This is a genomic window from Lysinibacillus sp. FJAT-14222 (assembly GCF_001278875.1).
Classification (GTDB): domain Bacteria; phylum Bacillota; class Bacilli; order Bacillales_A; family Planococcaceae; genus Lysinibacillus; species Lysinibacillus agricola.
Genome location: NZ_LIYL01000044.1, coordinates 1 through 22,121, shown reverse-complemented (window position 1 = coordinate 22,121; position 22,121 = coordinate 1). Strand labels below are relative to the sequence as shown.

The following is a 22,121-nucleotide window of genomic DNA, read 5'->3' as shown; positions in this document are numbered from 1 at the left end:
CATTTCGTTCAAATTTTAATTTTTTTAATAATCTATCAATAATCTTTCCAAATCCTTCAAAGGCGAGCGGATAGCTATATAATGAGATAACGCTTACAATGTAAGTAATTTCCTTAAGTACCCTGTCAAAAACACATGATCAGGATCATATTGACTACGAATTGCTAAAAATTTTTCGATATCTGGGTATAGCTCATATACATATTTAGAAGTTAAATGACTTTGTTTGCCCCAATGTGGTCGTCCCTTATATTTCTTCATCATCGTATGGACCCATTCAAAATAAGGCTCTTCCAGCATTCCTTTATACATGTGAAAGGCAATAAACGCTGATTCCTGCCCTTGAGTAGGACTTAAAAAACCTGCTTCTCCCGCCGTCGTCCGACATTCTAACGGAAAATGTATATTAAAAATTCCACTTTTAAAGGTTGCGTGGATCTCCTCCATACATGCCTCAAATTGCGCTAATGGAATAGCATATTCACTTTCTTGGAACTTTACACTGCGTGGAGACGGATAAATTTCATAGCTAATCCCCGTTTTCTCCCCTTCGACAACATTGGCTGCTGCTAAGTTACTCATAGCACCACTAAACGATGGTTTCCATTTACAAAGCTCTGACATAGCAAAAAAAGCACCGTTTTCTACTATTTGAAGTTTCAATGTTTCAATTCTCTTACTCCATTCACTCTGATAAACAGGCGCTATAGCGTTCATACGCTTCACTTGAATCGTTTCGCTACCAGGGAAATAAAACCACTCAACATGTCGATGCTGTCGAATATCTTCTGCAAATAGCGCCAGCCCATTTGCTAAAGTATCTCTCATGCTTACATAATGTAAGCTATAAAGAGGTATTACCTTAATCGTTACTTTGACAAGGACACCAAGCATACCTAATGAAACATGTAAAGCTTCAGATAAATCATCCATGCCTCTCATATGTTCCCTATAAGTACCTGTACCATCTACAAAAGCCCACTTTGTTACAGTTGAGGATAACGACCCAAGTGTTACACCCGTTCCATGGGTACCTGTTGACACTGCTCCTGCAATCGTTTGTTCTTGAATATCGCCCATATTTATTAGGGCAAATCCATGCTTCGCAAGTAATGGACCTATTTCATATAAATACGTTCCACCCCAAAGAGTCGCTTCTTGTTTCTCCTCATTTACAGCTATAAGTCCACGCAGATTATGCAAAGAAAGTGCTATATTCTCAGGCATTGCAACAGCACTAAAGGAGTGAGCCGCACCTGTTACACGAATTGTTTTTCCTGATTCACGTGCATGTTTCACAATATTTGTAACCTCTTCAATAGATCGAGGTAAATACATCTCGGATGGATAAGAGATGACATTACCAGCCCAGTTCGTCCACTTCCCACCATTTTTCCACTTATCTATAGAAAACATTGTCCATCCCCCCTATAGGTTGTATAAGTTCCTACATACTTGTCCCCTCTAATTCCATGTAGTGCTTCAAATCTTTCACAAAGCTCACCAGCCTTCGCATGTCGAAAATACAGTGTGTCCCCAACGTTAACTTTTTTACGCTTTACCTTAACAGGTGTTTGAACTTCTCCTGCTCCTTCTAAGCTAAGATATGAAAAATAGGCAGGGTCATAGAATACCGGTAATCGATCAGCACCGATTGCCCCAGATGCTGTATATCCTCCACCATGACAAACAACTATATTTTTTTCTGGCTTTCTTGTCACACTTAGAGCAAAACCAGCTGCCTTTTCAAGCTGTAAATGCATAAATTGATCAAATAAAGCTGGTGCATAAAAGGCAGAGCCAACCGTAATTTCTGTTACTTCCTTCTGTTGTGCCGTGTATGCCATACTTCCTGAGCCACCACCATTTACAAAGCGTAATCTCGGAAAATAGGCTTTTATATGAGCAATTGCTAATCTACGAAACTGGGTAACTTGCTTTTTGGCTTGCAGTTGCATGACTTCTATCATTCTTCCTCTAACAGCATTGGCAGGACGATTGCCCACTCCTGCAATTTGAGCCTCATAGCCCATTGCTCCAACTACCTCAATAAATGCTTGATTTTTAATATATTCGAGGAATGGTGTTAGTGACTCCAGTGAATGAAGCGAAGAGCGTTTTGTACCGAAATAAAGTAGCTTAAAATCATTGGATACATTTATATCAATACACACCTGCACACGGACACCTAGCTCTTGCCCTAGCTCCGCTAAAAATTTGACATGTTCCTGCTTGTCCACCATAAAAGTGACAGTTTTCCCTGCCTTTACAAAGTGCAGTAACTGACGAACAGCAGCTTTTTCCATCACTGGGTATCCTAGCAGTAAATCATCAAAATGCTGTTGCAGTAGAAATATTGTCTCTGTAGCTGTAAACGTCATAAAGCCCATCATATTTGGGAGATTTTTTTGTAAATAGCGTAATATCTCCACAGAACGAACTGATTTCGTCGCAACGCGAATATTTTTCTCCCCACAAGAGTCGCGCACAGTTGTAATGTTGTTATCCAGTGCATCAAAGTCCAACCAAGCAAATGGCCGCTCTAATCCACGAAACGCTCGATCAAATCTAGTTGTCATCCTATCACTCCTTTGTTTGTACTATAGCTTTGACATGCGTCAGAAAAATCCCTTCTAATAAAGTACTCTCTAATGTACTCTATGCAAATTCATTGATAATAGCATATAGTTTTTTACAGAATTAAGGCTCAACACCATAGCGTGGGGTTGATTTTTGTTCCGACTGGGCGCTTCCCTGGGGGCGTCCGGTCGGAACGAAAATCAACTTAGACACATGACATACGTTTTCACAAAATGTCATCCCAAACATAAATAAAAATTACAGGACGAAAAAGATGAAATGCTAGAGACGTATTCAATCTACTAAACGTCATTAAAAATTTTTTTAAAAAAATAGATTAAATAATTTAATAAACAAAATGGCTTATAATCATGTCGATTAAAAGCCATTTTTTATGTATTAAAGCGAAAACAGTTGGCGAACCGTATACTGCAGTTCCTCTAACTGCAGGCGGTTGATACGACAACACCGACAGCATAATTATCGCCATTTAATGAACTAGTGTGTGTAATAAAGTTGATGTTTATTTTTTCTAGCTTGTCGTCCTTATCTAAAAGTCTGTAAGCTACATGTTCAAGTTAAGCCTTAACCGTACCTTTATTTAAATTCTCTCAGGACAATAAAAAACAACCGTGGACATATTATCAAAATTGCCTTCACGGTTGTTTTAATATTGGACAAGCATTTAACTCACCTTTCTATTTTTACGAGATTACGAGGCGAATAAAAATTCCGCTGCAAAATTTAACATTACTAGCAGATGTAAGCCTGCAATAAGAAGTCCTTGTCGATTTAAACGTTTCATAGCTGTCATATTCATATAGACCACTCTCCTTTTTTTCACATTATACTCTCAGAAAAATCAATTTTCAAACTATTCGTAATATTAAAATGTAATCATTTTTCTGACAAACAAGCCCATATATGGCATGATTAAAGTGAAATTATACCTATAGGGAGAGTGGAAAAATTGAAAAAGGCTTTATTAGTTATTGATTATACGTATGATTTTGTCGCTTCTGATGGAAAACTAACATGTGGAGAGCCCGGTCAAGTATTAGATAAAAAAATTTCATCCTTGATTCAAAAATTTATTGCTGATAACGAATTTGTTGTTTTTGCGAATGATCTACATGAGGAAGATGATCCATTCCATCCTGAATCCAAGCTATTTCCTCCTCATAATATTCGCAACACTAAAGGACGCCACTTATACGGGCAAGTTGGTGACATTTATAACCTTCACAAAGATGAAGTCTTGTGGCTCGATAAAACTCGCTATAGCGCATTTGCCGGAACCAATTTATCGATTTTATTAAACGAAAGAGGTATCAAAGAAATTCATTTAGTTGGGGTTTGTACTGATATTTGTATTTTACATACAGCAGTTGATGCTTATAATTTGGGCATTTCAACGGTTGTTTATGCAGATGGTGTTGCAAGTTTTGATGCTGCAGGTCATGAATGGGCATTGCGTCATTTTGAACATACATTAGGTGCAACAGTTGTTAAGTAATCAATTTGCCTTGGCGTAATTGTAATTTCTTTGCTACAGAAAAAACACTTACAGATATTTTTTGCACGAAAATGAAGCGTCAGAAAATGAGTTTTGTCTGTGCAAAATCGAAGCGTTAGCATCCGCTGAATGAAGATAAAAACCTTATTGAGAATTTGTAATAATTACTAAGAAGCAAAACGCGTAATATACTCCATTCAGGGCATAACTAAGTAATCGCCATTATATCTTAGTTTAAGGAGATGAAAAAAATGATTAGCTTCATTTGGTATTTAATCATCGGCGGAGTATTAGGTTGGTTAGCTGGCGTAATTTTAGGTAAAGATGTACCTGGTGGCATCATTGGAAATATTGTTGCGGGGATTGTCGGTTCGTGGATCGGTAGTATGGTTCTTGGTAACTGGGGTTGGCGAGTTAGTAATTTTTACGTATTCCCAGCATTAATCGGTGCTGTCGTGTTGATCTTCATCGTAAGCATTATTTTAAAGAGTATGCGTAAAGCAACCTAAATATGTAATAAAGGGCCATCTTTTTGATGGCTCTTTACATATATTTTTATCAAGGAAATTTTTATGAATGTTGTGGCGCTTTTAATGAAAGTAATTTCTGATCAAGACAATTCGCTTTAAAACTTTTATCAATTTCGCCTTGGCGTATTGATTACTCAAGAAAATTAGGTGTCCTATTAAATATGGCTCTTCGGCAAAACGAGGTGTTGATTTCCGTTCCGGCTGAAGGCGTCCGAGGAGTCGCCAGCCTTCACTCCAATCAACCACTTCCTTAGCATGAATCTCCTGGCATTTCACTCTAATTTATACACAATAATTTCAACAACATGTAAAGAGTCATCTTTTTTGATGGCTCTTTATTTTTCTGTATTTACAAGGACTGCTTCTTTTAGCTCATCATGATAGTCATTATATAAATTGAAATAATTTAACACCTTTTCAACATATTCATCACTGTGATTGTACTTAAAAACAGCTTGCTTTATATCACCATTTGCTGCACCGTTTTTCGATAAATAATTCGCGGCACTAAATATAGCGTCCTCAATATCATAAGGATCTGCTATGCCATCTCCATTAGCATCTACACCATATCCACCATATTTTTTAATAGTTTCTGGATTCATTAATTCAGCCTTTGATATATTCCCTTTTCCTAACCCTGAGCAGGAAGGATGTTGCCAGCCTACAAATGTACAAGGCATAAAGTAGAGTAAGAACCCAGCGCCTTGGCATATTACTATGCTAGGTTTCCAAGAACTCCTCCCCGAACCGTACGTACACCTCTCAGCGTATACGGCTCTCCACCTATCAATCTAATTTACCGTTGTGTAAATCAACGTGGCATTTCTTACATAATGCCATCGTTTTACGGTTTCTTTCAATCATACGCTTTTCCCAACGTTTTTTGCCTTCGAGGTCTTTTAACTTCTTAATATGATGAATTTCTAAATCCACATCTGTGGCATGACACCATTCACATTCCTTTGCTACAAGCCTTTCAATGAGACCTGTTCGGTTGTAAATAATGTTTCTTGTCTTAGAAATAACATCAATATCGGCATATGAAGATGGTAATAATTTCTTTTTAAATCCATCTTTATAGAAGAATGCGATCTTACTACCATTGGCTGTTTCGTATCTCACCGCAAAATCTCCGTTTTTACTGTATTTTCTGTGGATTTTTCTAACGCTTGATTTATATTTGTTTGCGAAAGTTTTATACATGCTATATTCCATGATGAATTTAAATCCATCTAGTTTATATACATTGTTCGCTAACTTGTAATAATTATATAAACCTCTGATTTCTGCGTTGTAAATCATCAATATTTCAAGGTCATCGTTTTGCAGAAGATGCGCCCGATGAATAGACTTCCATTTTTGTGTTTTTTCGTCTATTTCTAACGCTTTGTATTCGATTAATTTATTTCGCCATACTTCATGCGGTAAAAGAAGTTCACAGCTCATTGTACGTGTACGTTGTTTATGTCCACTCGCTGTGTATTTTGTCGTTTTATTATCATGACTAATTTTAATATCATATCCGAGAAACCTTGCTCTTTTACTAGAATGCGTAATGAGCGTTTTTTCTTGTGATAATTCAATTTTCAGTTCTTCACTTAAGAAAGTGCTAATGTCATGTTTTATTTGTTGACAATCTTCTTTACTACCGATTACACCGATTAGGAAATCGTCGGCATATCGCACATACTGTATCCGCTTGTAGTTTTCATCCATAGGGTCTTTATAGGGTAATTCCATCATGTGATTTTTCAACTCGTCCAAGTGTTGAAGTGCTTGTTCTTTTTCTTCCTCGTTCATTTCTTCCCATTTTTCCTTATACCTTGCGTTTGCTCGGTGTAGTCTAGCTTCTCTAGTACGGTATTCCGTTAGGCGTTTTCGTCCTTTTCCTTTATCAAATTTATCTTTGTAAGCTAATACAAAGTTATCTAAGTCATTTAGATAGATATTTGAAAGGATGGGGCTGATAATTCCACCTTGGGGAGTACCACTATATGTTTTGTGATATTGCCAGTCCTCTAGGAAACCTGCTTTAAGAAATTTCCAAATTAAGTCGATGAATTTATCATCATTAATTTTTCTTTTCAAAATTTCAATTAGCTTGTGATGATCAATGTTATCAAAGAATCCTTTAATATCACCTTCCACAAACCATTTAGCTCCAGTAAATCTGTCTTTTACTTGCATAAGTGCAGTATGACAGCTTTTTTCTGGTCTGAAACCATGAGAATGTATCGAGAAAGTTTTTTCGTACATAGCTTCAAGTAAACTTCTTACTACTTCTTGAACTAATTTATCTTCGAAAGATGGTATACCTAGTGGTCTTTTACCACCGTTCTTTTTTGGAATATAAACCCTTTTGGACGGTTTTGGTTGATAACTACAATCTTTTAGGCTTTCAATTAATCTTTCAATACGTTCTAGACTCATACCATCAATGGTTTGTCCATCAACACCTTGTGTCATATTGCCTTCTTTCGCATAAATCTTAGCGTAAGCCATTAAATAGAATTCCACATTATACAAGTTTCGATAGATTCGTTCGAATTTGTAATTTTCGCGTGTTGATTGTTTCGTTAGACTGTCTAACACAGTGTTTGGACTTCTCATAGAGCCTCACGCTCCTTTCCAATTTTAGTTAGACTTGATAAGCTGTTCCCCTTCGCCATGTGATGGGCTTTCCCCACCTCGGACTACTACGAGAACTCCGTTACCATATCAGATATTCAGATACATTTTATCATAGCTTTTTATTTAAGCGTTCTGACGTAGGTAATCACCATTTAGCACATATAAGAATAAGCACGATGTAATGTCGGATATGACGTTCGCCCTTTACTATTTACTATAGTTGGTCAGCGATAGACTACGCACTTTTGACACGCAGTTAATCAAAGTGTATTCAGAGATGGCTTCCAATTAACCATTCTGTTTCGCTGTATGACGTAAATAATCATCTTCCGTCATAGGTGGACCAATAACCCCCTCGGACTGTCATTCAGGCAGTTTAGCTTTTATCCTCGTTTACATCTTTTCATTTTGCTATTCAGTCGTATCGTGATGATTCGATAACTTATAGCTTTCCCAACATGCTACACTCCCCGATATTAGTTTCCCTCACGGATAAGTTGGGTAATGATAGGCATTGTAGTCTCGCCTACTCCTTGCTAGTGGATATTTCTTACATGACCTTATGGTCGCACTTGTAAATGTCCTTCTGCCCCAGCTGGTGAAACGAGCGACTTCATTGAGGAGAAGCGGGTTTCAATTCGATGATGGGCAGCAAGTAAAGTCCAAGGCACGCCGTATTTCTCTTCTGCTGCTACATAGATGGGAATATATTGCTCAGGAATTTTCATATCGAAATTTTGTTGAATTTCTTCTAGTGCTTTTTGCTGTGCTAATTTTTCAAATATCGGTAATGTTTGTAGCTCCTTCCATGCAAAAAAGGCGAAAACATAAACTGTTATCGCTATTGGGATTAATAAAGCTATCATGCCTAATTGAACGGAAGGCGATAGCACTGGTTTTTTCTTCTTTTTTTTCGCCATATGTCACACCTAATCTTTTATTCTATTTCTATATTACCAAATTTGTCGCATTTTGTAGTAAAATTTTCAGTATATAATTACCACTACTTTAATAGTTGAAAAAGGAGGGGAAAATATAGTAAAATATAATTCGATTAATTTATGTGGATAAAAATAGGAGGAATTTGTTTTGTGGAAAGACTTTAAAGAGTTTGCTATGAAAGGCAATATTGTCGATCTAGCAGTGGCAGTAGTAATTGGTGGTGCTTTCGGTAAAATTGTTACCTCCTTAGTTGAAAATATCATTATGCCATTAGTCGGTGTCTTAACTGGTGGTATTGATTTAACAAAAAGCTTTGCTTATGGTTCAGGTGATGCACAAATAAAATTAGGTGTATTTTTACAGTCTATTCTTGACTTTTTCATTATTGCCTTTGCAATTTTCATGGCATTACGACTTATGACCAAATTATCTCGTAAAAATGAAGAGGCTGTTGTGGAAGAACCAGCACCAGAATTGGATTCTAAAGAAGAGCTTCTAAAAGAAATTCGAGATTTATTAAAAAAAGAACAAGCTTAAATCGTATCTAACAAGAATCTGTCTAATTTTCTCGGATAAGCCGAGGAAAAAGGCAGATTCTTTTTGTTTAAGAGATTTATTCCTTTAAGGACGCAAATTCCATCAATAATTCCCTGTGCAATTTCACTAGTAGTTAGCCATCTAGAGGAGTTGTTGTTTTCTATGACAAATCCAAGTTTAACCTCTCGATAAATTATATTAGGAGGCATATGACTTTTTTTATGGTCATTTATGTAAGAGCCACTTCCTTTAATATGGTATAAAATCACATTTTTTGTGGTAGGAATTGCTTGCAAAAGTGACTCCCAAATTCTTTTATCAGAGCCATGTATCCAGACAATAATGCAATCAAATGATCCATTAGTTTGCTGAGATTCTATTAATGCCGATTTAAAGCTATTGTAATTTGTATAATCAGCTATTAAGGGTGTTAATTTCGAAGCATCTTTAGCTTCATTTATCAATCTTTGCATTTTGATCTGTTGTCTCCCGATAACCGTAACATGGTTCCCTTGCTTTATAAGCCATAAAGAGACATCCTTTAGCATTCCTGTTCCACCAATTACTAGCCAATGCTTCATATAACTCTCCTCCTTAAAGCATCTCCTACTATTCCTAGGTGATTTACCCTAAATAATCTCGCCAATTTTCTGAAATTATCTTGTTCTTCTTTAGTATACATGTTAAATTGGTAACAATTATTGAGAATATGGGAAAATGAGGTCTAGTCTTTCAGATAATTTGACTCCCCGTTATTATGATGAAGAAAAGAGTGACGACATGACAAACAGCAGAAGTATTGAAACAAAACTTGTACAACTTGGGAATTTAAGTGATCCTATAACAGGTGCTGTCAGCCCACCAATCCATTTATCGACAGCTTACAAACATACAGGTATCGGTGAATCTACTGGTTTTGATTATACACGTACAAAAAATCCAACTCGTGCCCTATTAGAAGCCGGAATTGCTGATTTAGAGGGCGGAGATATGGGCTTTGCCTGTAGCTCTGGTATGGCGGCCATTCAACTAGTTCTATCATTGTTTAAACCTGGTGATGAATTAGTGGTGCCTGATGATTTATATGGTGGTACATATCGACTTTTTAATTTCTTTGAAGAAACATATAATATTAAGCCTGTCTACTCAAAATTTGAATCGATTGAACAGGTAGAAGCATTAATCAATGACAATACGCGTGCCCTATTCATTGAAACGCCTACAAATCCGCTTATGCAGGAATTTGATTTGCAAGTGTATGCAGAATTAGCTCACAAGCATGGAGCATGGTTAATTGTAGATAACACGTTCTATACACCATATTTCCAACGTCCAATCGAATTAGGTGCAGATATTGTTATTCATTCGGCTACTAAATATATTGGTGGACATAATGATGTGTTAGCTGGTTTAGTTGTCGCTAAAGGTGCTGAATTAACAGAACGAATTGGCTTTATTCATAATGGTAGCGGTATGGTATTAGGTGCGATGGATTCGTGGTTACTTATTCGCGGCTTAAAAACATTGCATCTTCGATTAAAGCAGCACGATGCGAATGCGAAAGCAATTGCTGCATATTTAGAGGAAGAAGAGCTTGTGACAGATGTGCTTTATACAGGAAAAGGTGGCATGCTATCATTCCGCTTGAAAAACGCTGACTGGATCGACCCATTCCTTCGAAACTTGCAGCTAATTACCTTTGCTGAAAGCCTTGGTGGTGTCGAAAGCTTTATTACATATCCTGCTACTCAAACACATGCAGATATGCCTTATGATGAGCGTATTGAACGCGGTGTATGTGACCGATTACTCCGCTTCTCTGTTGGAATTGAGGAGGCTGAAGATTTAATTGCGGATTTAAAACAAGTATTCGATATCCTAAGAAAAGAGGTTTAATGATGAAGCAACATATTGAAACAAGCTTAATTCACGCAGGTGTTCGTGACGGCTATGAGAATAAAAAAGGTGCAGTCAATGTGCCTATGTATTTATCATCTACTTTCCATCAGGAGAGTATCGATGAATTCGGCGAATATGATTATGCTCGTTCTGGTAACCCTACACGTGATGCATTAGAAAAAGCAGTAGCAGAGCTAGAAGGCGGTGTACGCGCCCATGCATTTTCTTCTGGGATTGCCGCTGTATCTGCAGCATTAATGCTATTATCGCAGGGTGATCATATTGTGATTACGGAGGATGTTTATGGTGGAACATACCGCTTCGTCTCCAAGGTTTTACCACGTCTCGGTATTACCCATACTTTCGTTGATTTCACAGATTTAGCAGCGGTAGAAGCAGCCATTACACCAGCTACAAAGCTACTATATATGGAAACACCGTCGAATCCAACACTTGGTATTACAGATATTCGCGCAGTAGTTGCACTAGCCAAACAGCATAATTGCTTAACGTTTTTAGACAATACTTTTATGACACCTTTACACCAACGTCCACTTGAGCTAGGTGTTGATGTTGTTATTCATAGTGCTACAAAGTTTTTATCTGGGCATTCCGATATTATCGCAGGATTGACAGTTACTGCTGACGAAAAGCTTGGTCAGGAGCTATACTTTATCCAAAATTCATTTGGCAATATACTAGGTGTACAGGACTCCTTTACCCTATTGCAAAATATCAAAACAACCGATGTGCGTTTTAGTCGTTCTGCTGAATCGGCACAAAAGATTGCGGAATTTTTAGCTGCAAATTCTCTTGTCGAGCAAGTATATTACCCGGGGCTTGCATCACATCCTGGCTATGAGATTCATCATAGTCAATCCACAAGTGCTGGTGCAGTCCTATCCTTCCGCCTACCAAGCTATGAAGCTGCAAAAGCGCTTGTAGAAGCGATGAAAATTCCAGTTTTCGCTGTCTCTCTTGGTGGCGTTGAATCGATTTTATCCTACCCTGCTAAAATGAGCCATGCAGCAATGGAGCCTGAGGAACGTGCTAAACGTGGTATTACTGACGGACTATTACGTTTCTCAGTAGGACTAGAGCATGTTGAGGATCTCATCGCTGATTTCGCACAAGCATTAGAAGTGATTGCCGTAAAGGCTATATAATGAAATAACCGCGTCTCCAAATTATTGGAACGCGGTTTTGTTTAATATATGCAACTTATAAATGTTTAACAATCAATTGTTAACACGAGCTAACACTCGATACAAATAATCTCCATGTCCCTTTGCTAATGCCACTTCTTGCTCATCTGCTATCCAATAAAATGAAAATTCTAAGCCCGCCTCGTTTACACCTGTCGGACAATGCTTCCATAAATCTCGTTTTTCATTTGTCGTTAAATGATAAAAATAACGTTTTTGTAATACCCCTGAATGATGATTAAAATGATCCTGTGCAATTAACCCCTTAACTGCTAGATAGCATAAACCTGTCTCCTCAAACATCTCTCGAGTTACAGCCTCTAGCGGTGTTTCCCCTTCCTCTACCGTGCCTTTCGGAATTTGAATTCCTGCTCCTTCTGTATTTTGCTCAAATACTAGCACTTGTAACTGCCCCTCATGCTCTCTCGTAATATAGCCAAATGCCTTTTCAACAACTTGCATGAAGTCATCTCCCTTCATCTGATTTAATGTTACAATAAATAGAATAATTGGAATTGTAGGTGAAAAGTATTGAGTTCAATTATAAGACATATGCAAAAGAATGACATCATTTTTGTGCAAGAAATTGCCAAAAAAAGTTGGCATCAAACATACGAAGGGATTATCCCAAATGACATTCAAGATCGTTTTTTACAAACTGCTTATAGTAGTGAGCGATTACTAGGTCGTTTAGAAAATAGTCTATTTTTAGTTGCTATACTTGAAGATTCGATAGTAGGCTTTGCCAATTTTTCAAATGTTGTAGATGGTGAGGCAGAACTTTACGCCATATATTTACTTCCTGAAACGCAGGGCAAAGGAATTGGTACAGCCCTATTACGGGAAGGGATCAATTTGCTTCCAGATGTAACGTCACTTTTAGTTTGTGTAGAAAAGGAAAATGCGATTGGCATGAACTTTTATCAAGCGAAGGGCTTCAAGAAATTGGAGGAGTTTGATGAGTTATTTGATGGTCATTTATTGAAAACAGTTAAACTCGGCTTAACTATAACTTAGTGTAACGGAGCTATAACTTACTCCGTTACACATTTTTTATGTAATCTATGCAAGATGGATTTGCTCGGATTGGATGACAAGTGCTGTTAAACCTGAATTACTACCAGATTCATGTGCCTCTCCTGTTTGCCAAAGAACACCGTCCCCAGTTTTTAGGAGTACTTTCTCTTGATCCTCACCGCAAGCCCATCCTTCCCCCCTGAATCACAATAAATAACTGTGGTACAGGCGCCTCATGCATCCCAACAACACCACCAGGCTCTATATACATAAAGCCAATATTCGTAGGTTCTACTGTTTTCATGATCTTTGTATAAAAGACGTCTATCGAATCATAATTTATAACTTGATTAGACAAATCTTGTGAGAATTTAAATATTTCCATATATTTCCACATTTCCTTCCATGAATGGTTATATCTAATTCTATTATTCTCTCATGCTATGCTAATTCTTCCTGTGCAAATGCTAACAGCGCCCCATCTTCTTTCTTGAAATAAAAAGCAATGGCATCATAGCCATTTCTTTTTATTGTCTCCCAGTCTGCTGTATCTCCGTTGATCAGCTGTACGTAATTTTGGTCATCTATCTCATAATCGTCTTCTTCTTCATCATAGTCAATATTATAAAAAAACGATAATACAAGCTCTGTTGCGGGCATGTTATATTTTTGAAGTGGACGGTTGACACGTTGTTCTTCTGTATATTCATCACAAAAAAGCGCGTTATAGCCATGTATGGACCCATCAAACAGCAAAATCCCCTCCGCTGTTAAAGGATCCTTTGCGACGATTTTAGCAGTTGAGCCTGTAATGAAAGGCATGACCTCCCCCTCAAGCGATAACAAATCGCCATAATACCAAATTTCAAATTGTTGATTGCCAGTGCTAGAGAAAAGCTGTAATTGTGATTCAACATCGCTCAGTTGTTGTACATTTTCTGCAAATGGCTGTAAATACGTTGGAATTGGAATGATCATCGCTTTCTCTCCTTTTTGTCGGATAAAATACTAATCAATCGTTTGCTGAAATTTTTCGACTGCAAAGCGAATTTTAATTTGATTTTCCATGTCTCCCCGCCTCCTTTAAAAACATTGTAAAACAACCCATGCTTTATCAAATTGTTTATTTTTACAATCTTCCTCACGAATCCAGAAGTACAATCTGCCACTATCGCCCCACATAAACCCTAGATCATCCTCCGAATCAATTTGGAGTAATAATCGCCAATCAGTCGCTCCTGCTTCTAATTCCTTTCATAAAGGATTGCTATAACCTGTTGAGTCGCCACAATATAAGCCATTTGTCACCAGTTGACATTCCAAATACATGTCACCTTGAATCGCATCTGGATAACCGTCTATGCGATGAGTAGCCCTAGCATCTACCTCCATCCACTCGTATTCAAAATCTCTGTAGCTATCAGCCTCCTCTTCATTTAAAATTTCTTGTAAAAACATCGAGTATGGCGAGTCCCATGATGGAAGTGTCACTTCATTTTCAAATTGTAGCGCCGCGCTGTCGATGTTACCATGCTCGTGTAATGATGCGGGAATTTCCATTCTATTCAGGCTACTAGTCTCTTGAGAGAAGTAGAAAACTTTAAAGCCATCATAATCTTTCGGGTCGTATCCCCAAGGTTGCTCGACAGATCATAGAAAAAGGACAGCACACCATACGTGGGTCATAAGCTGTTTGTATCGTAAGGCTTTATTTCTATTAGATTTAGTTGGCAAAGAAAATACAATGGTCTATTGTCGTTTGTATAGGGCCATGAAAAATTTGATGGTACATCCGGACAGCCACCAATTTTTGAGCTACCAATCTGAATTTTTTCTTCAGGTATTTGGTTTACCATCATTCGAATGGATTCCTTTGCGAGAGGTAATAATTTCTCTGCTTTATGCGCTAAGCCAAATTCCTTTAATCCCTTTTTTAGTTTTTCTACGTTGCTCATTTATTTTCCCCTCCTAAAATCTCGTATTTTTTCATATATTCATTTTATCAAAACAAATAGAAAAACCCCATAAATTAACAATAAAACAAAAGAAAAACCCAGAATATGTTCTGGGCTTGATGACACTTACTTTTCTAGCATGATTAAAACTGTCGGGCTCTTGCTTCACTTCTCAAGATACGGTTATGGAGAGTAATCTCCGTTTCACCATTTACTTGAGATTTTGAATGCTTAATCCTTGACCAGTTGCGGTGGATTTTTTGAGATTTTGGGTCTAAATGTTCGAACCTACTCATTCGCGCCATCCTCCTCATCAATATAGATTTCATAAGTGAAACCTTTTTTAGTATGACCTTGCGATTAAAAATTATTCAGTTTTCTATATACCATTAATCCCACACCTCTTGTAATGTACTCCTAAATAACTCATCTAATTTTTGTGTAGAATCATCCACTTTAACATTAAGATTTTTACAGTATGTCTCAATATGCTTTATTTCTTTATCTAAATACTCATTAATACTTTCAATTCGTGGCTCCATATTTAGTTCTTCACCAGCCATTTTTCTCTGTAAAAGTTGCTGAATTTCCGTTTTTAAAGGACCATCAGAGATTATTTCATTTAATAATTCCTGAAAATCAATTGGTGGAACTGTTTCATTATTCTCTATCCATTTACATGCTAAAACTGGTCTTAGGACATAGAAATATTTTTTTATTTTTACCTCTGAGCCCTGTAAATACTCTCGATAATTGTTTTTAGCCATATTCAAATAGTGATATAAGCTTGCATTTGGATAAAATACTTCTTTTTCCAGTGACCGTACATTGTCAATAAATGAATATTGCTGGTCATAAACAATATTGCTTCGTAACCATTCTAAAAGAGGTGGATTACTTTTGCGAAATAGCCTTAATGCTTTTGTTATTTCCCAACCACTAATATCCAACAAATCATTGATAGGCACTTCAATGACATCCCTCTTAGCACCAATTCCTTGAGGGTCGATGGAAAGATACCACTGAGATTTATGAATATATATAAAACGAACATCATAATCACTATCCTCGGAAGGAAATCCCCAAGCTCGACTACCCGATTCTACAGCATATAAAATTTTTATATGATACTCTTTTTCGATTTCTTTTAATTTATTTAATATAATTTCCCTCATGTAAACACCACTTTCTTAATTTAGTCATTTAAAGCATTTGGCTTGTATCAACTATACCTGTTTTATCATATACTCTAAGCTGATTTCGACCGCTTTTCTTTGCAATATAAAGTGCTTGATCCGCGCTGTCGAGCAGTTCGTAAAATGTTGAAATATTTTTAGAATGACCGAATCCTGCGATGCCGATACTCACTGTCACATTAATCTCTAAATTATCCGCATTATAAGGATTTTCTTCAACATGTTGCCGAACTCTTTCTGCTATTTTTACTGCACTCTCCAGCGTAGTATTTGGAGATAAAATGACAAACTCCTCTCCCCCATACCTTGTAATAATGTCGATTCTTCGTACAGAATTTGTAATGATGTTTGCGACGTGCTTTAGTACTTCATCACCGGTTAAATGTCCATATGTATCATTGACCTTTTTGAAAAAATCAATATCTATCGCTATACATGAACAATGGTTTTGTTCTTCTAAACATTTCTGAAAAACAAGCTCTCCCTGCTCAATCAAATAACGACGATTATACAGCTTCGTCAACTGACAGGTAATTGATAATTCTTTCAGTAATATAGTATCTTTTCTCACCTTGGCACTCATTTCATTGAAGGATGAACAAAGCTCCTGAAATTCTTGCGCATAAGGTGCCATCTGTTGTGCATTTATTTGATAATCATAATAACCTTGTTCTACCTTGCCAACACCTGTAAGAAGCTGCTGGATTGGTTCTTCAATTTTTTTAGAGAGATGTAACATAATTTTAATCGTAAAAAATGAACCAACCACTAAACAAAAAGTGATCCATAGAAATCTAATGATTAATGGTTTATATGCCTCTAACAGACCAATTTCTGATAGGATAAACCATTTCCCTTGATTTATAGGCTTACTTTTAGCAAGAACCCACTTACCATTCGCGTCTTTATAAATATCGAGATTGCTTGTTGTATTTTTTAAAGCAAAGTTCATAATATGCTCATCGACTGGGTAATTTTCAGAAAACATTTGTGGTTTATTGTTAAATTCAGTGAGCATAGTGCCATCCTGATTGACAATGTAGGCATGACCTAAAAAGCCAACTCTCGATTCATGTAACAGTTGGTCGATAGTGTTCAAATTTACTGTTCCAAAAACAACACCATTAAATTGTTGTTCATTAATAATAGGCGAAGCAAATGCAATAATAGGCTGATTTGTGACTTTACTTATTAAAATATCTGTTATATATGCTTGTTTCGTTTTTTTAGCAATTTGAAAATATTCACGGTCATTCACATCCACACCAGCACCATTTGTACTGTATTCAGTAACTGTATCAAATTGCACGATGCCCTCTTTATTAACGAATATTAAGTCTGTAAAATTTGTTTTTTCTTTAAAATCTTGAAAAAAAGCTTGCGATTTTTCAACATTATAGTCCTTTACAAAATCTAAATTAGCTATTGTATGTATATCACTGGATCGCTCTGATAACCAGCTTTCAAAAAAATATGTTTGGGCATCCAAATAATGCGTCATCTCTTCATTTTGATGTTGAATGGTTTGCCGATATTCAATATAAAACGTTGGAATAAAAATACAAAGACCAATGATAAAAGTAATCCATACAAGTGTTCGATGAAGCTGACCTTTTATCGTGTTTGGCTGTGGAAACTTTTTTAAAACCCTCAAAGCACTAACCTCCAAATTAATCTAAATATTTCCTTAAAATGGGCAATAAATAGTATTTATTCATTAAAAATACCACAACCGAATGATTGTGGCAGTGAGAAATTTAATATTAAGAAAAATTTATTGCAATAAAATTTGAAGAATTGTAATAAATACAGCCGCGACAATGGGCACTACTTTCAAAGAGGTGTAGCCGATTGAAGATGTACATATTGGCTCTAACGGATCCTTCGTTGGTGAAGCTAAATACTGAAGAAAACGTTGCCAACGACTTTTCTTATATGTCAATAGCTGCTCGGGAATCTCCACTTTATCGTCATCTAAGCTGTTTTTTAACCATTGCTCTTTTTGAAATTCATCCTTAAGCATCAAAATCCTCCTTTAGCTCTTCCTTTAAAGTCCTCATCGCATTATGTAGCCTCGATTTAACTGTACCAAGCGGAATGGACAAAATTTGTGCAATTTCCTCCTGCGGTAAATCATGATAATAAACAAGCAAAATAACAGCTCGTTGCTTTTCGGGTAATTGAAGAATCGCTTCTTGAATCGTTAATTTCTCGTCAGCAGACATTCGATGACTTGACGTCGGTACTAAAAACGGGAAGAGCGTGCGCCATTTTTTCCGCCGGTTCAATTTATTAATCATTAAGCGATAAGCGATTTGAAATAAAAATGCTTTAACCGTTCCCTTTTGTTGGTCAAAATCTTCTTTTATATATTGTAAACGCTCAAAGGTATCTTGCACAATATCAATGCTTAGCTGATCTTCCCGAGTATAGCGAAATAAAAAGCAGTACAATGGCTCATACAAACGACTATAGAGCTGTTCAAAGCCCTCGACATCTCCGTTTTTATAGGCCTCCATCCACTCTTCATTACTTATCATCTAGCTCATCCCCCCAATGAGCCTTAATGGACTTCAACGTCATGGACACACGTGAAACTAAGTATGCGACTATTACAATGACCCATGCTTGCGATTGATTTGTAAAAAACTGCACATACGGATTTTCGATTGTTTGAGAGAAAGACAAAAGCATGTTTAATGCCTGCACACAAAGTATTGTATATATGGCTAAAACGAGCGTTAAAGTATCAAATACATTCCACCGTAAATAAATTGTTGTTTTTTTATAATTAATTTTTCCATTTTCGCGAACAACATATTTTTTATTCATCGGGATTGTAATTCCTAAAATAATAATAGTCCAAACTCCAACGACAATAAAAGATACAATAAATCCAATTCCCATAAAATCACCTACTGACTGGTATATACTTTTTTAGCGATGGCTGCTAACACCAGGCTAATCATTGCTAAAATTATACAATATTGATATTGCGGAAGCCACGTTTCGTCAAATAAATTCAAGTACATTTGCAAACTATCAAATAAATAAAGCATTGGATTCCAGATTAAGAAAATAAAATAATCTTGAGGGTTTTTCTCTGCAAGCGTTAAAAACAACGATGTCATCTGTATTGAAAACATAAATAGTAACATAATCGGCACTAGCATGCTTTGAGCTACTTTCTCGTTTTTAAATAGACCTGCTAATATAAAACTCAATGGATATAATGCCAGTAAAACAAAATTACTCATTAAAATAATCATAAAATAAGATAAAAGTGAAATATCAATGATGAAGGAATAGCCAATGAGTATTAGCACTAAAAATACATTTAATAATGTAAAGACACCTATTCCCATCCCAATATAGTAAGTGTGTGGCTTAATACCTGTTCGATGTATCCATTGGAAGGTTTTATTAACCTTCATATCTACCAAATAAATTGTGGCACTGGAAAAAGCAAAGGAGAAAATTAACATTATAATAGAGAGTGGAAGAAACTGACCTTTAATCATAATATCGATAAAATTGGTAGCATCTCCAGTAATCATATTTTTACATATAACTGAACTAATCATAAACATAATAGCTGGAAGTACATTTCCAAAAACCATTCCTGGATTACGCACACTTTCTAACATATACATTTTTGCAATTTGTTTAATCATCCTGCTTTCCCTCCTAAAATTTGGCCTGTCACTTCATAGTAGAGACCTTCGATTCCCGGCAATTTCGCCTCTGTGTATTTTTGATAGAGATCATCCTGTGTGCTATTTTCAATAAGCTTACCTTCTTTTAAAATGACTACATAATCAAATAGCGGTTCTAAACCTGCCACCTCATGACTAATAATAATAATCATTTTGTTACGTTGACGAATTTCATCTTGTAAGTAAAACATCAATTGCTTTTTCTTCGTTAAATCTAAATCAGCAAACGGCTCATCTAAAATGATGATTGGTTTATTTAATAAAAAAGATAGATAGATTGATACTGCTTTTCTCTGACCGCCTGAAGCATTTTTCAATAAGATGTGGTCATAAGTCGGTAACCCTAATATTTCATATAGCTCTTCCAAATCAACCTTATTGTTCGTCAATGTAGTAAAAAGAGCCATTACTTCACGAATTTTAAGATGCTGATAACTCGAAAAAAATTGGTACTGTAGCGCTACTTGCTCATGCACATGTTGGGAAGCATCATTGAATACAATGGAACCACCATCCGGTTTTTCATCCCCGGCTATACATTTTGATAATGTAGATTTACCCGCTCCATTCTGACCTAATAATAAATAACAATAGCCCATTTTAAATGTGGCTGACACACCATCCAAAACGTTCACACCATTATATTTTTTCACAATATCCTTCACAATAAGCTCCAAAATAAACCCTCCTAATTTTTATGTTCACTGACTATACAAACGGCAATTGGAAAAGGTTCATTTTATTTTTTTAAAAATGAAATTAAATTATATGTTTCTATAAAATGATTTTTTATGTAAAATACATATTTATTGGGAATTAAGTAAACAAAAAGGAATATCATCTTAATATGGCTCTGACAGATGTTTGAGAGCGGTTAGGGCAAGAAATTTTTATCTTGTTTTTCCTGTACGATTAATAATACTAACTTAAAGGGAGTTACCTAAGTGCGCGATTTTGAAGAACTTAAGTATTTTTTAGAACCTCATTTTGGTTTGAAGATAGGATGGGAGCTAATCGAATACGCTGTTATTGAACATCGACAACAAAGTAAAACAGAACGATCCGAATTCAAAAAAGAACTTTTATATATGAAACAACTGTTAGAACAAAATCAATATGAAAAAATACAACAAATTATTAAGAAGAATAATTTAGAAAATACAAAGCTTTACAATATTGATAAAATACAAAAATTTATTGATAAGGTTTTACCTATTATTGAGAAATATGAATATAAAAAAGGTATCCCTTATGTCCCATTTAAAGCTTTAAACTATTTGTTTGATACAATTATTACTCCACCTAAAACAAAATTATCGTTCGACTTTATTGCTATAGATATTAAAAGAGAAGGGGATACATTTATACATCATATCTTGCAAGATTTAAAATATGTAGAAAAAGCCTTTATGGAGAAAGATGAGGCTAAGATTCAAAAGTTACTACAACTTTCCAGAGAAAAAGGGATTACTATTTTTGAATCAGAGCATCGAGATGAATTTATCCAAGTAGTAACGAACGAATTAAGTTAAGAAATAAGTATGTTTTATAAAAAAATTGCCCCTAAATAGCCACACACCGAACTTTAAAATATTGGTGAGAGTGCTTTTCAGTCGGACACTGTATACCCTAACATGCAAAAAGACCTCTCACCGTGGGAGGGCACTGAAAAACTTACGTTTTCATAAAAGCGAACCTTTTTAAAATAAGGCACTTCTTAACAGGAAGTGCCTTATTTCTGTCTCTATTCCTTATTCATTTTCGTTTAGTAGCTTTAATATCCGTTTCAAATTGACGGCGAATATCGTTGTAGCACCTTGAATTTCCATGCCAAATAGACCCGCAGTCGATGCCGTATCGTACCCGTGTCCGTTTTTTAATTCACTATTCTTTGCTTCTACTTTATAGCAATTTGCGGCTAATCGCTTAAATGCTTCCGTATTTTGAAATGCTTCTTGTTCGGCATGTGTATCCGACTTAATTGTGACAGAATATGTTTTACTTTTTGCGCCTTCTTTATAACAGCCCTCTCTCATTGGACATACTTTGCATTTTTCAATATCAAAATAATATGTCTGACTTTGACTCTTACTCGTTCCTTTTTTACCCGCACGTGCTTGGAGGAATGGCATTACGTCCATTATCTAAACAATATTTTGTTTTTAACTCTTCTAAAATGAATGAAAAATCAACAAGTTCATTGATTTGGCGAAGCATATTATCTTTTGGCACAACAATATCGTAGATCGCCATATATGGACTTAAATTAAGGGTTTCTTGATTTGAAATCATCGGGGGCACCACCTGCACATTAATGTTCTTTTATTATAAAGGAAAACGTGACTAAAATAATAGTGTGATACATTGCGTTGTTTGGAGAAGCATCGCTCGACT

General features: G+C 36.0%; 25 protein-coding genes and 3 pseudogenes. 7 read left to right on the top strand and 21 right to left on the bottom strand.

The annotated features are described in order from the left end of the window. Positions 1-93: 93 nt before the first annotated feature. Complete coding sequence (locus tag AN161_RS17315) at positions 94-1,416, bottom strand: D-arabinono-1,4-lactone oxidase (protein ID WP_053595585.1); 1,323 nt, start codon at positions 1,414-1,416, stop codon at positions 94-96. Beyond that, a complete protein-coding gene (locus AN161_RS17310; protein ID WP_053595584.1) occupies positions 1,404-2,579 on the bottom strand; it encodes an amino acid deaminase/aldolase in 1,176 nt (391 codons plus the stop codon). Before AN161_RS17310 ends, AN161_RS17315 begins: the two co-directional genes overlap by 13 nt. A 971-nt stretch (positions 2,580-3,550) precedes the next feature. Here AN161_RS17310 and AN161_RS17305 point away from each other — a divergent pair. After that, a complete protein-coding gene (locus AN161_RS17305) occupies positions 3,551-4,096 on the top strand; it encodes an isochorismatase family cysteine hydrolase (protein WP_053595583.1) in 546 nt (181 codons plus the stop codon). 251 nt (positions 4,097-4,347) lie between these two features. Continuing rightward, entirely contained in the window at positions 4,348-4,605 is a 258-nt protein-coding gene (locus tag AN161_RS17300; protein ID WP_053595582.1) for a GlsB/YeaQ/YmgE family stress response membrane protein, read from the top strand. Between the two features lie 356 nt (positions 4,606-4,961). Here AN161_RS17300 and AN161_RS17295 read toward each other — a convergent pair. From AN161_RS17295 to AN161_RS17285, 3 genes and pseudogenes are all read right to left on the bottom strand, one after another. Then, positions 4,962-5,312: pseudogene (locus AN161_RS17295) on the bottom strand (lytic murein transglycosylase); the annotation flags it as partial. A gap of 103 nt (positions 5,313-5,415) precedes the next feature. Further along, positions 5,416-7,239, bottom strand: coding sequence for a reverse transcriptase/maturase family protein (locus AN161_RS17290; protein WP_053595581.1), 1,824 nt, complete (start codon positions 7,237-7,239; stop codon positions 5,416-5,418). A 581-nt stretch (positions 7,240-7,820) separates the two neighbouring features. Continuing rightward, on the bottom strand, positions 7,821-8,180 hold the full coding sequence (locus AN161_RS17285) for a hypothetical protein (protein ID WP_241774595.1): 360 nt from the start codon (positions 8,178-8,180) through the stop codon (positions 7,821-7,823). Between the two features lie 169 nt (positions 8,181-8,349). On the opposite strand from AN161_RS17285, the gene mscL reads away from it, so the two are divergent. Next, the gene (mscL, locus tag AN161_RS17280; RefSeq protein ID WP_053595580.1) at positions 8,350-8,739 is read left to right on the top strand and encodes a large conductance mechanosensitive channel protein MscL; all 390 of its coding nucleotides are present in this window, start codon (positions 8,350-8,352) and stop codon (positions 8,737-8,739) included. Here mscL and AN161_RS17275 read toward each other — a convergent pair. Then, the gene (locus AN161_RS17275; RefSeq protein WP_053595579.1) at positions 8,736-9,320 is read right to left on the bottom strand and encodes a hypothetical protein; all 585 of its coding nucleotides are present in this window, start codon (positions 9,318-9,320) and stop codon (positions 8,736-8,738) included. The two genes, mscL and AN161_RS17275, sit on opposite strands and share 4 nt — an antisense overlap. Before the next feature lie 199 nt (positions 9,321-9,519). Between AN161_RS17275 and AN161_RS17270 the strand changes: the two genes are divergently transcribed. Together AN161_RS17270 and AN161_RS17265 are read left to right on the top strand one after the other, a co-directional pair. Then, positions 9,520-10,635 carry a methionine biosynthesis PLP-dependent protein gene (locus AN161_RS17270; protein ID WP_053595578.1) on the top strand — a complete coding sequence of 372 codons (1,116 nt, stop codon included), beginning with the start codon at positions 9,520-9,522 and terminating at the stop codon, positions 10,633-10,635. A 2-nt stretch (positions 10,636-10,637) separates the two neighbouring features. Next, positions 10,638-11,804: an aminotransferase class I/II-fold pyridoxal phosphate-dependent enzyme gene (locus AN161_RS17265; RefSeq protein WP_053595577.1), complete on the top strand. Its 1,167-nt coding sequence runs from the start codon at positions 10,638-10,640 to the stop codon at positions 11,802-11,804. A gap of 72 nt (positions 11,805-11,876) precedes the next feature. On the opposite strand, the gene AN161_RS17260 is transcribed toward AN161_RS17265, so the two are convergent. After that, positions 11,877-12,305 carry an NUDIX domain-containing protein gene (locus AN161_RS17260; RefSeq protein WP_053595576.1) on the bottom strand — a complete coding sequence of 143 codons (429 nt, stop codon included), beginning with the start codon at positions 12,303-12,305 and terminating at the stop codon, positions 11,877-11,879. 69 nt (positions 12,306-12,374) lie between these two features. On the opposite strand from AN161_RS17260, the gene AN161_RS17255 reads away from it, so the two are divergent. After that, the gene (locus AN161_RS17255) at positions 12,375-12,860 is read left to right on the top strand and encodes a GNAT family N-acetyltransferase (RefSeq protein ID WP_198926906.1); all 486 of its coding nucleotides are present in this window, start codon (positions 12,375-12,377) and stop codon (positions 12,858-12,860) included. Positions 12,861-13,035: 175 nt separating this feature from the next. On the opposite strand, the gene AN161_RS30680 is transcribed toward AN161_RS17255, so the two are convergent. From AN161_RS30680 to AN161_RS17195, 12 genes and pseudogenes are all read right to left on the bottom strand, one after another. Next, positions 13,036-13,257, bottom strand: a complete 222-nt coding sequence (locus AN161_RS30680; RefSeq protein ID WP_241774594.1) for a hypothetical protein — start codon at positions 13,255-13,257, stop codon at positions 13,036-13,038. A 44-nt stretch (positions 13,258-13,301) separates the two neighbouring features. After that, a complete protein-coding gene (locus tag AN161_RS17245) occupies positions 13,302-13,838 on the bottom strand; it encodes a hypothetical protein (RefSeq protein ID WP_053595575.1) in 537 nt (178 codons plus the stop codon). A gap of 105 nt (positions 13,839-13,943) precedes the next feature. Next, positions 13,944-14,492: pseudogene (locus AN161_RS30675) on the bottom strand (YwqG family protein); the annotation flags it as partial. 50 nt (positions 14,493-14,542) lie between these two features. Continuing rightward, the gene (locus AN161_RS31110) at positions 14,543-14,815 is read right to left on the bottom strand and encodes a DUF1963 domain-containing protein (protein ID WP_053595572.1); all 273 of its coding nucleotides are present in this window, start codon (positions 14,813-14,815) and stop codon (positions 14,543-14,545) included. A 143-nt stretch (positions 14,816-14,958) separates the two neighbouring features. Continuing rightward, positions 14,959-15,111 carry a YpzG family protein gene (locus tag AN161_RS27690; RefSeq protein WP_075807286.1) on the bottom strand — a complete coding sequence of 51 codons (153 nt, stop codon included), beginning with the start codon at positions 15,109-15,111 and terminating at the stop codon, positions 14,959-14,961. A 93-nt stretch (positions 15,112-15,204) separates the two neighbouring features. Next, entirely contained in the window at positions 15,205-15,990 is a 786-nt protein-coding gene (locus AN161_RS17225) for a nucleotidyltransferase domain-containing protein (protein WP_053595571.1), read from the bottom strand. 28 nt (positions 15,991-16,018) lie between these two features. Continuing rightward, the gene (locus tag AN161_RS17220) at positions 16,019-17,665 is read right to left on the bottom strand and encodes a sensor domain-containing diguanylate cyclase (protein ID WP_053595570.1); all 1,647 of its coding nucleotides are present in this window, start codon (positions 17,663-17,665) and stop codon (positions 16,019-16,021) included. Positions 17,666-17,785: 120 nt separating this feature from the next. Beyond that, on the bottom strand, positions 17,786-18,034 hold the full coding sequence (locus AN161_RS17215; RefSeq protein WP_053595569.1) for a hypothetical protein: 249 nt from the start codon (positions 18,032-18,034) through the stop codon (positions 17,786-17,788). Beyond that, complete coding sequence (locus AN161_RS17210; RefSeq protein WP_241774593.1) at positions 18,027-18,551, bottom strand: RNA polymerase sigma factor; 525 nt, start codon at positions 18,549-18,551, stop codon at positions 18,027-18,029. Before AN161_RS17210 ends, AN161_RS17215 begins: the two co-directional genes overlap by 8 nt. Further along, positions 18,541-18,918, bottom strand: coding sequence for a hypothetical protein (locus AN161_RS17205; RefSeq protein ID WP_053595568.1), 378 nt, complete (start codon positions 18,916-18,918; stop codon positions 18,541-18,543). Before AN161_RS17205 ends, AN161_RS17210 begins: the two co-directional genes overlap by 11 nt. Positions 18,919-18,926: 8 nt before the next feature. Continuing rightward, entirely contained in the window at positions 18,927-19,685 is a 759-nt protein-coding gene (locus tag AN161_RS17200; RefSeq protein ID WP_053595567.1) for an ABC transporter permease, read from the bottom strand. After that, entirely contained in the window at positions 19,682-20,404 is a 723-nt protein-coding gene (locus tag AN161_RS17195) for an ABC transporter ATP-binding protein (protein ID WP_053595566.1), read from the bottom strand. Before AN161_RS17195 ends, AN161_RS17200 begins: the two co-directional genes overlap by 4 nt. A gap of 267 nt (positions 20,405-20,671) precedes the next feature. Here AN161_RS17195 and AN161_RS17190 point away from each other — a divergent pair, with 267 nt between their 5' ends. Then, the gene (locus AN161_RS17190; RefSeq protein ID WP_053595565.1) at positions 20,672-21,259 is read left to right on the top strand and encodes a hypothetical protein; all 588 of its coding nucleotides are present in this window, start codon (positions 20,672-20,674) and stop codon (positions 21,257-21,259) included. A 219-nt stretch (positions 21,260-21,478) separates the two neighbouring features. On the opposite strand, the pseudogene AN161_RS17185 reads toward AN161_RS17190, so the two are convergent. Both AN161_RS17185 and AN161_RS17180 read right to left on the bottom strand, forming a co-directional pair. Then, positions 21,479-21,814 (bottom strand): annotated as a pseudogene (locus tag AN161_RS17185) (transposase); the annotation flags it as partial. A 16-nt stretch (positions 21,815-21,830) separates the two neighbouring features. Beyond that, positions 21,831-22,019, bottom strand: coding sequence for a hypothetical protein (locus tag AN161_RS17180; RefSeq protein ID WP_082340200.1), 189 nt, complete (start codon positions 22,017-22,019; stop codon positions 21,831-21,833). Between the last annotated feature and the right edge of the window lie 102 nt (positions 22,020-22,121).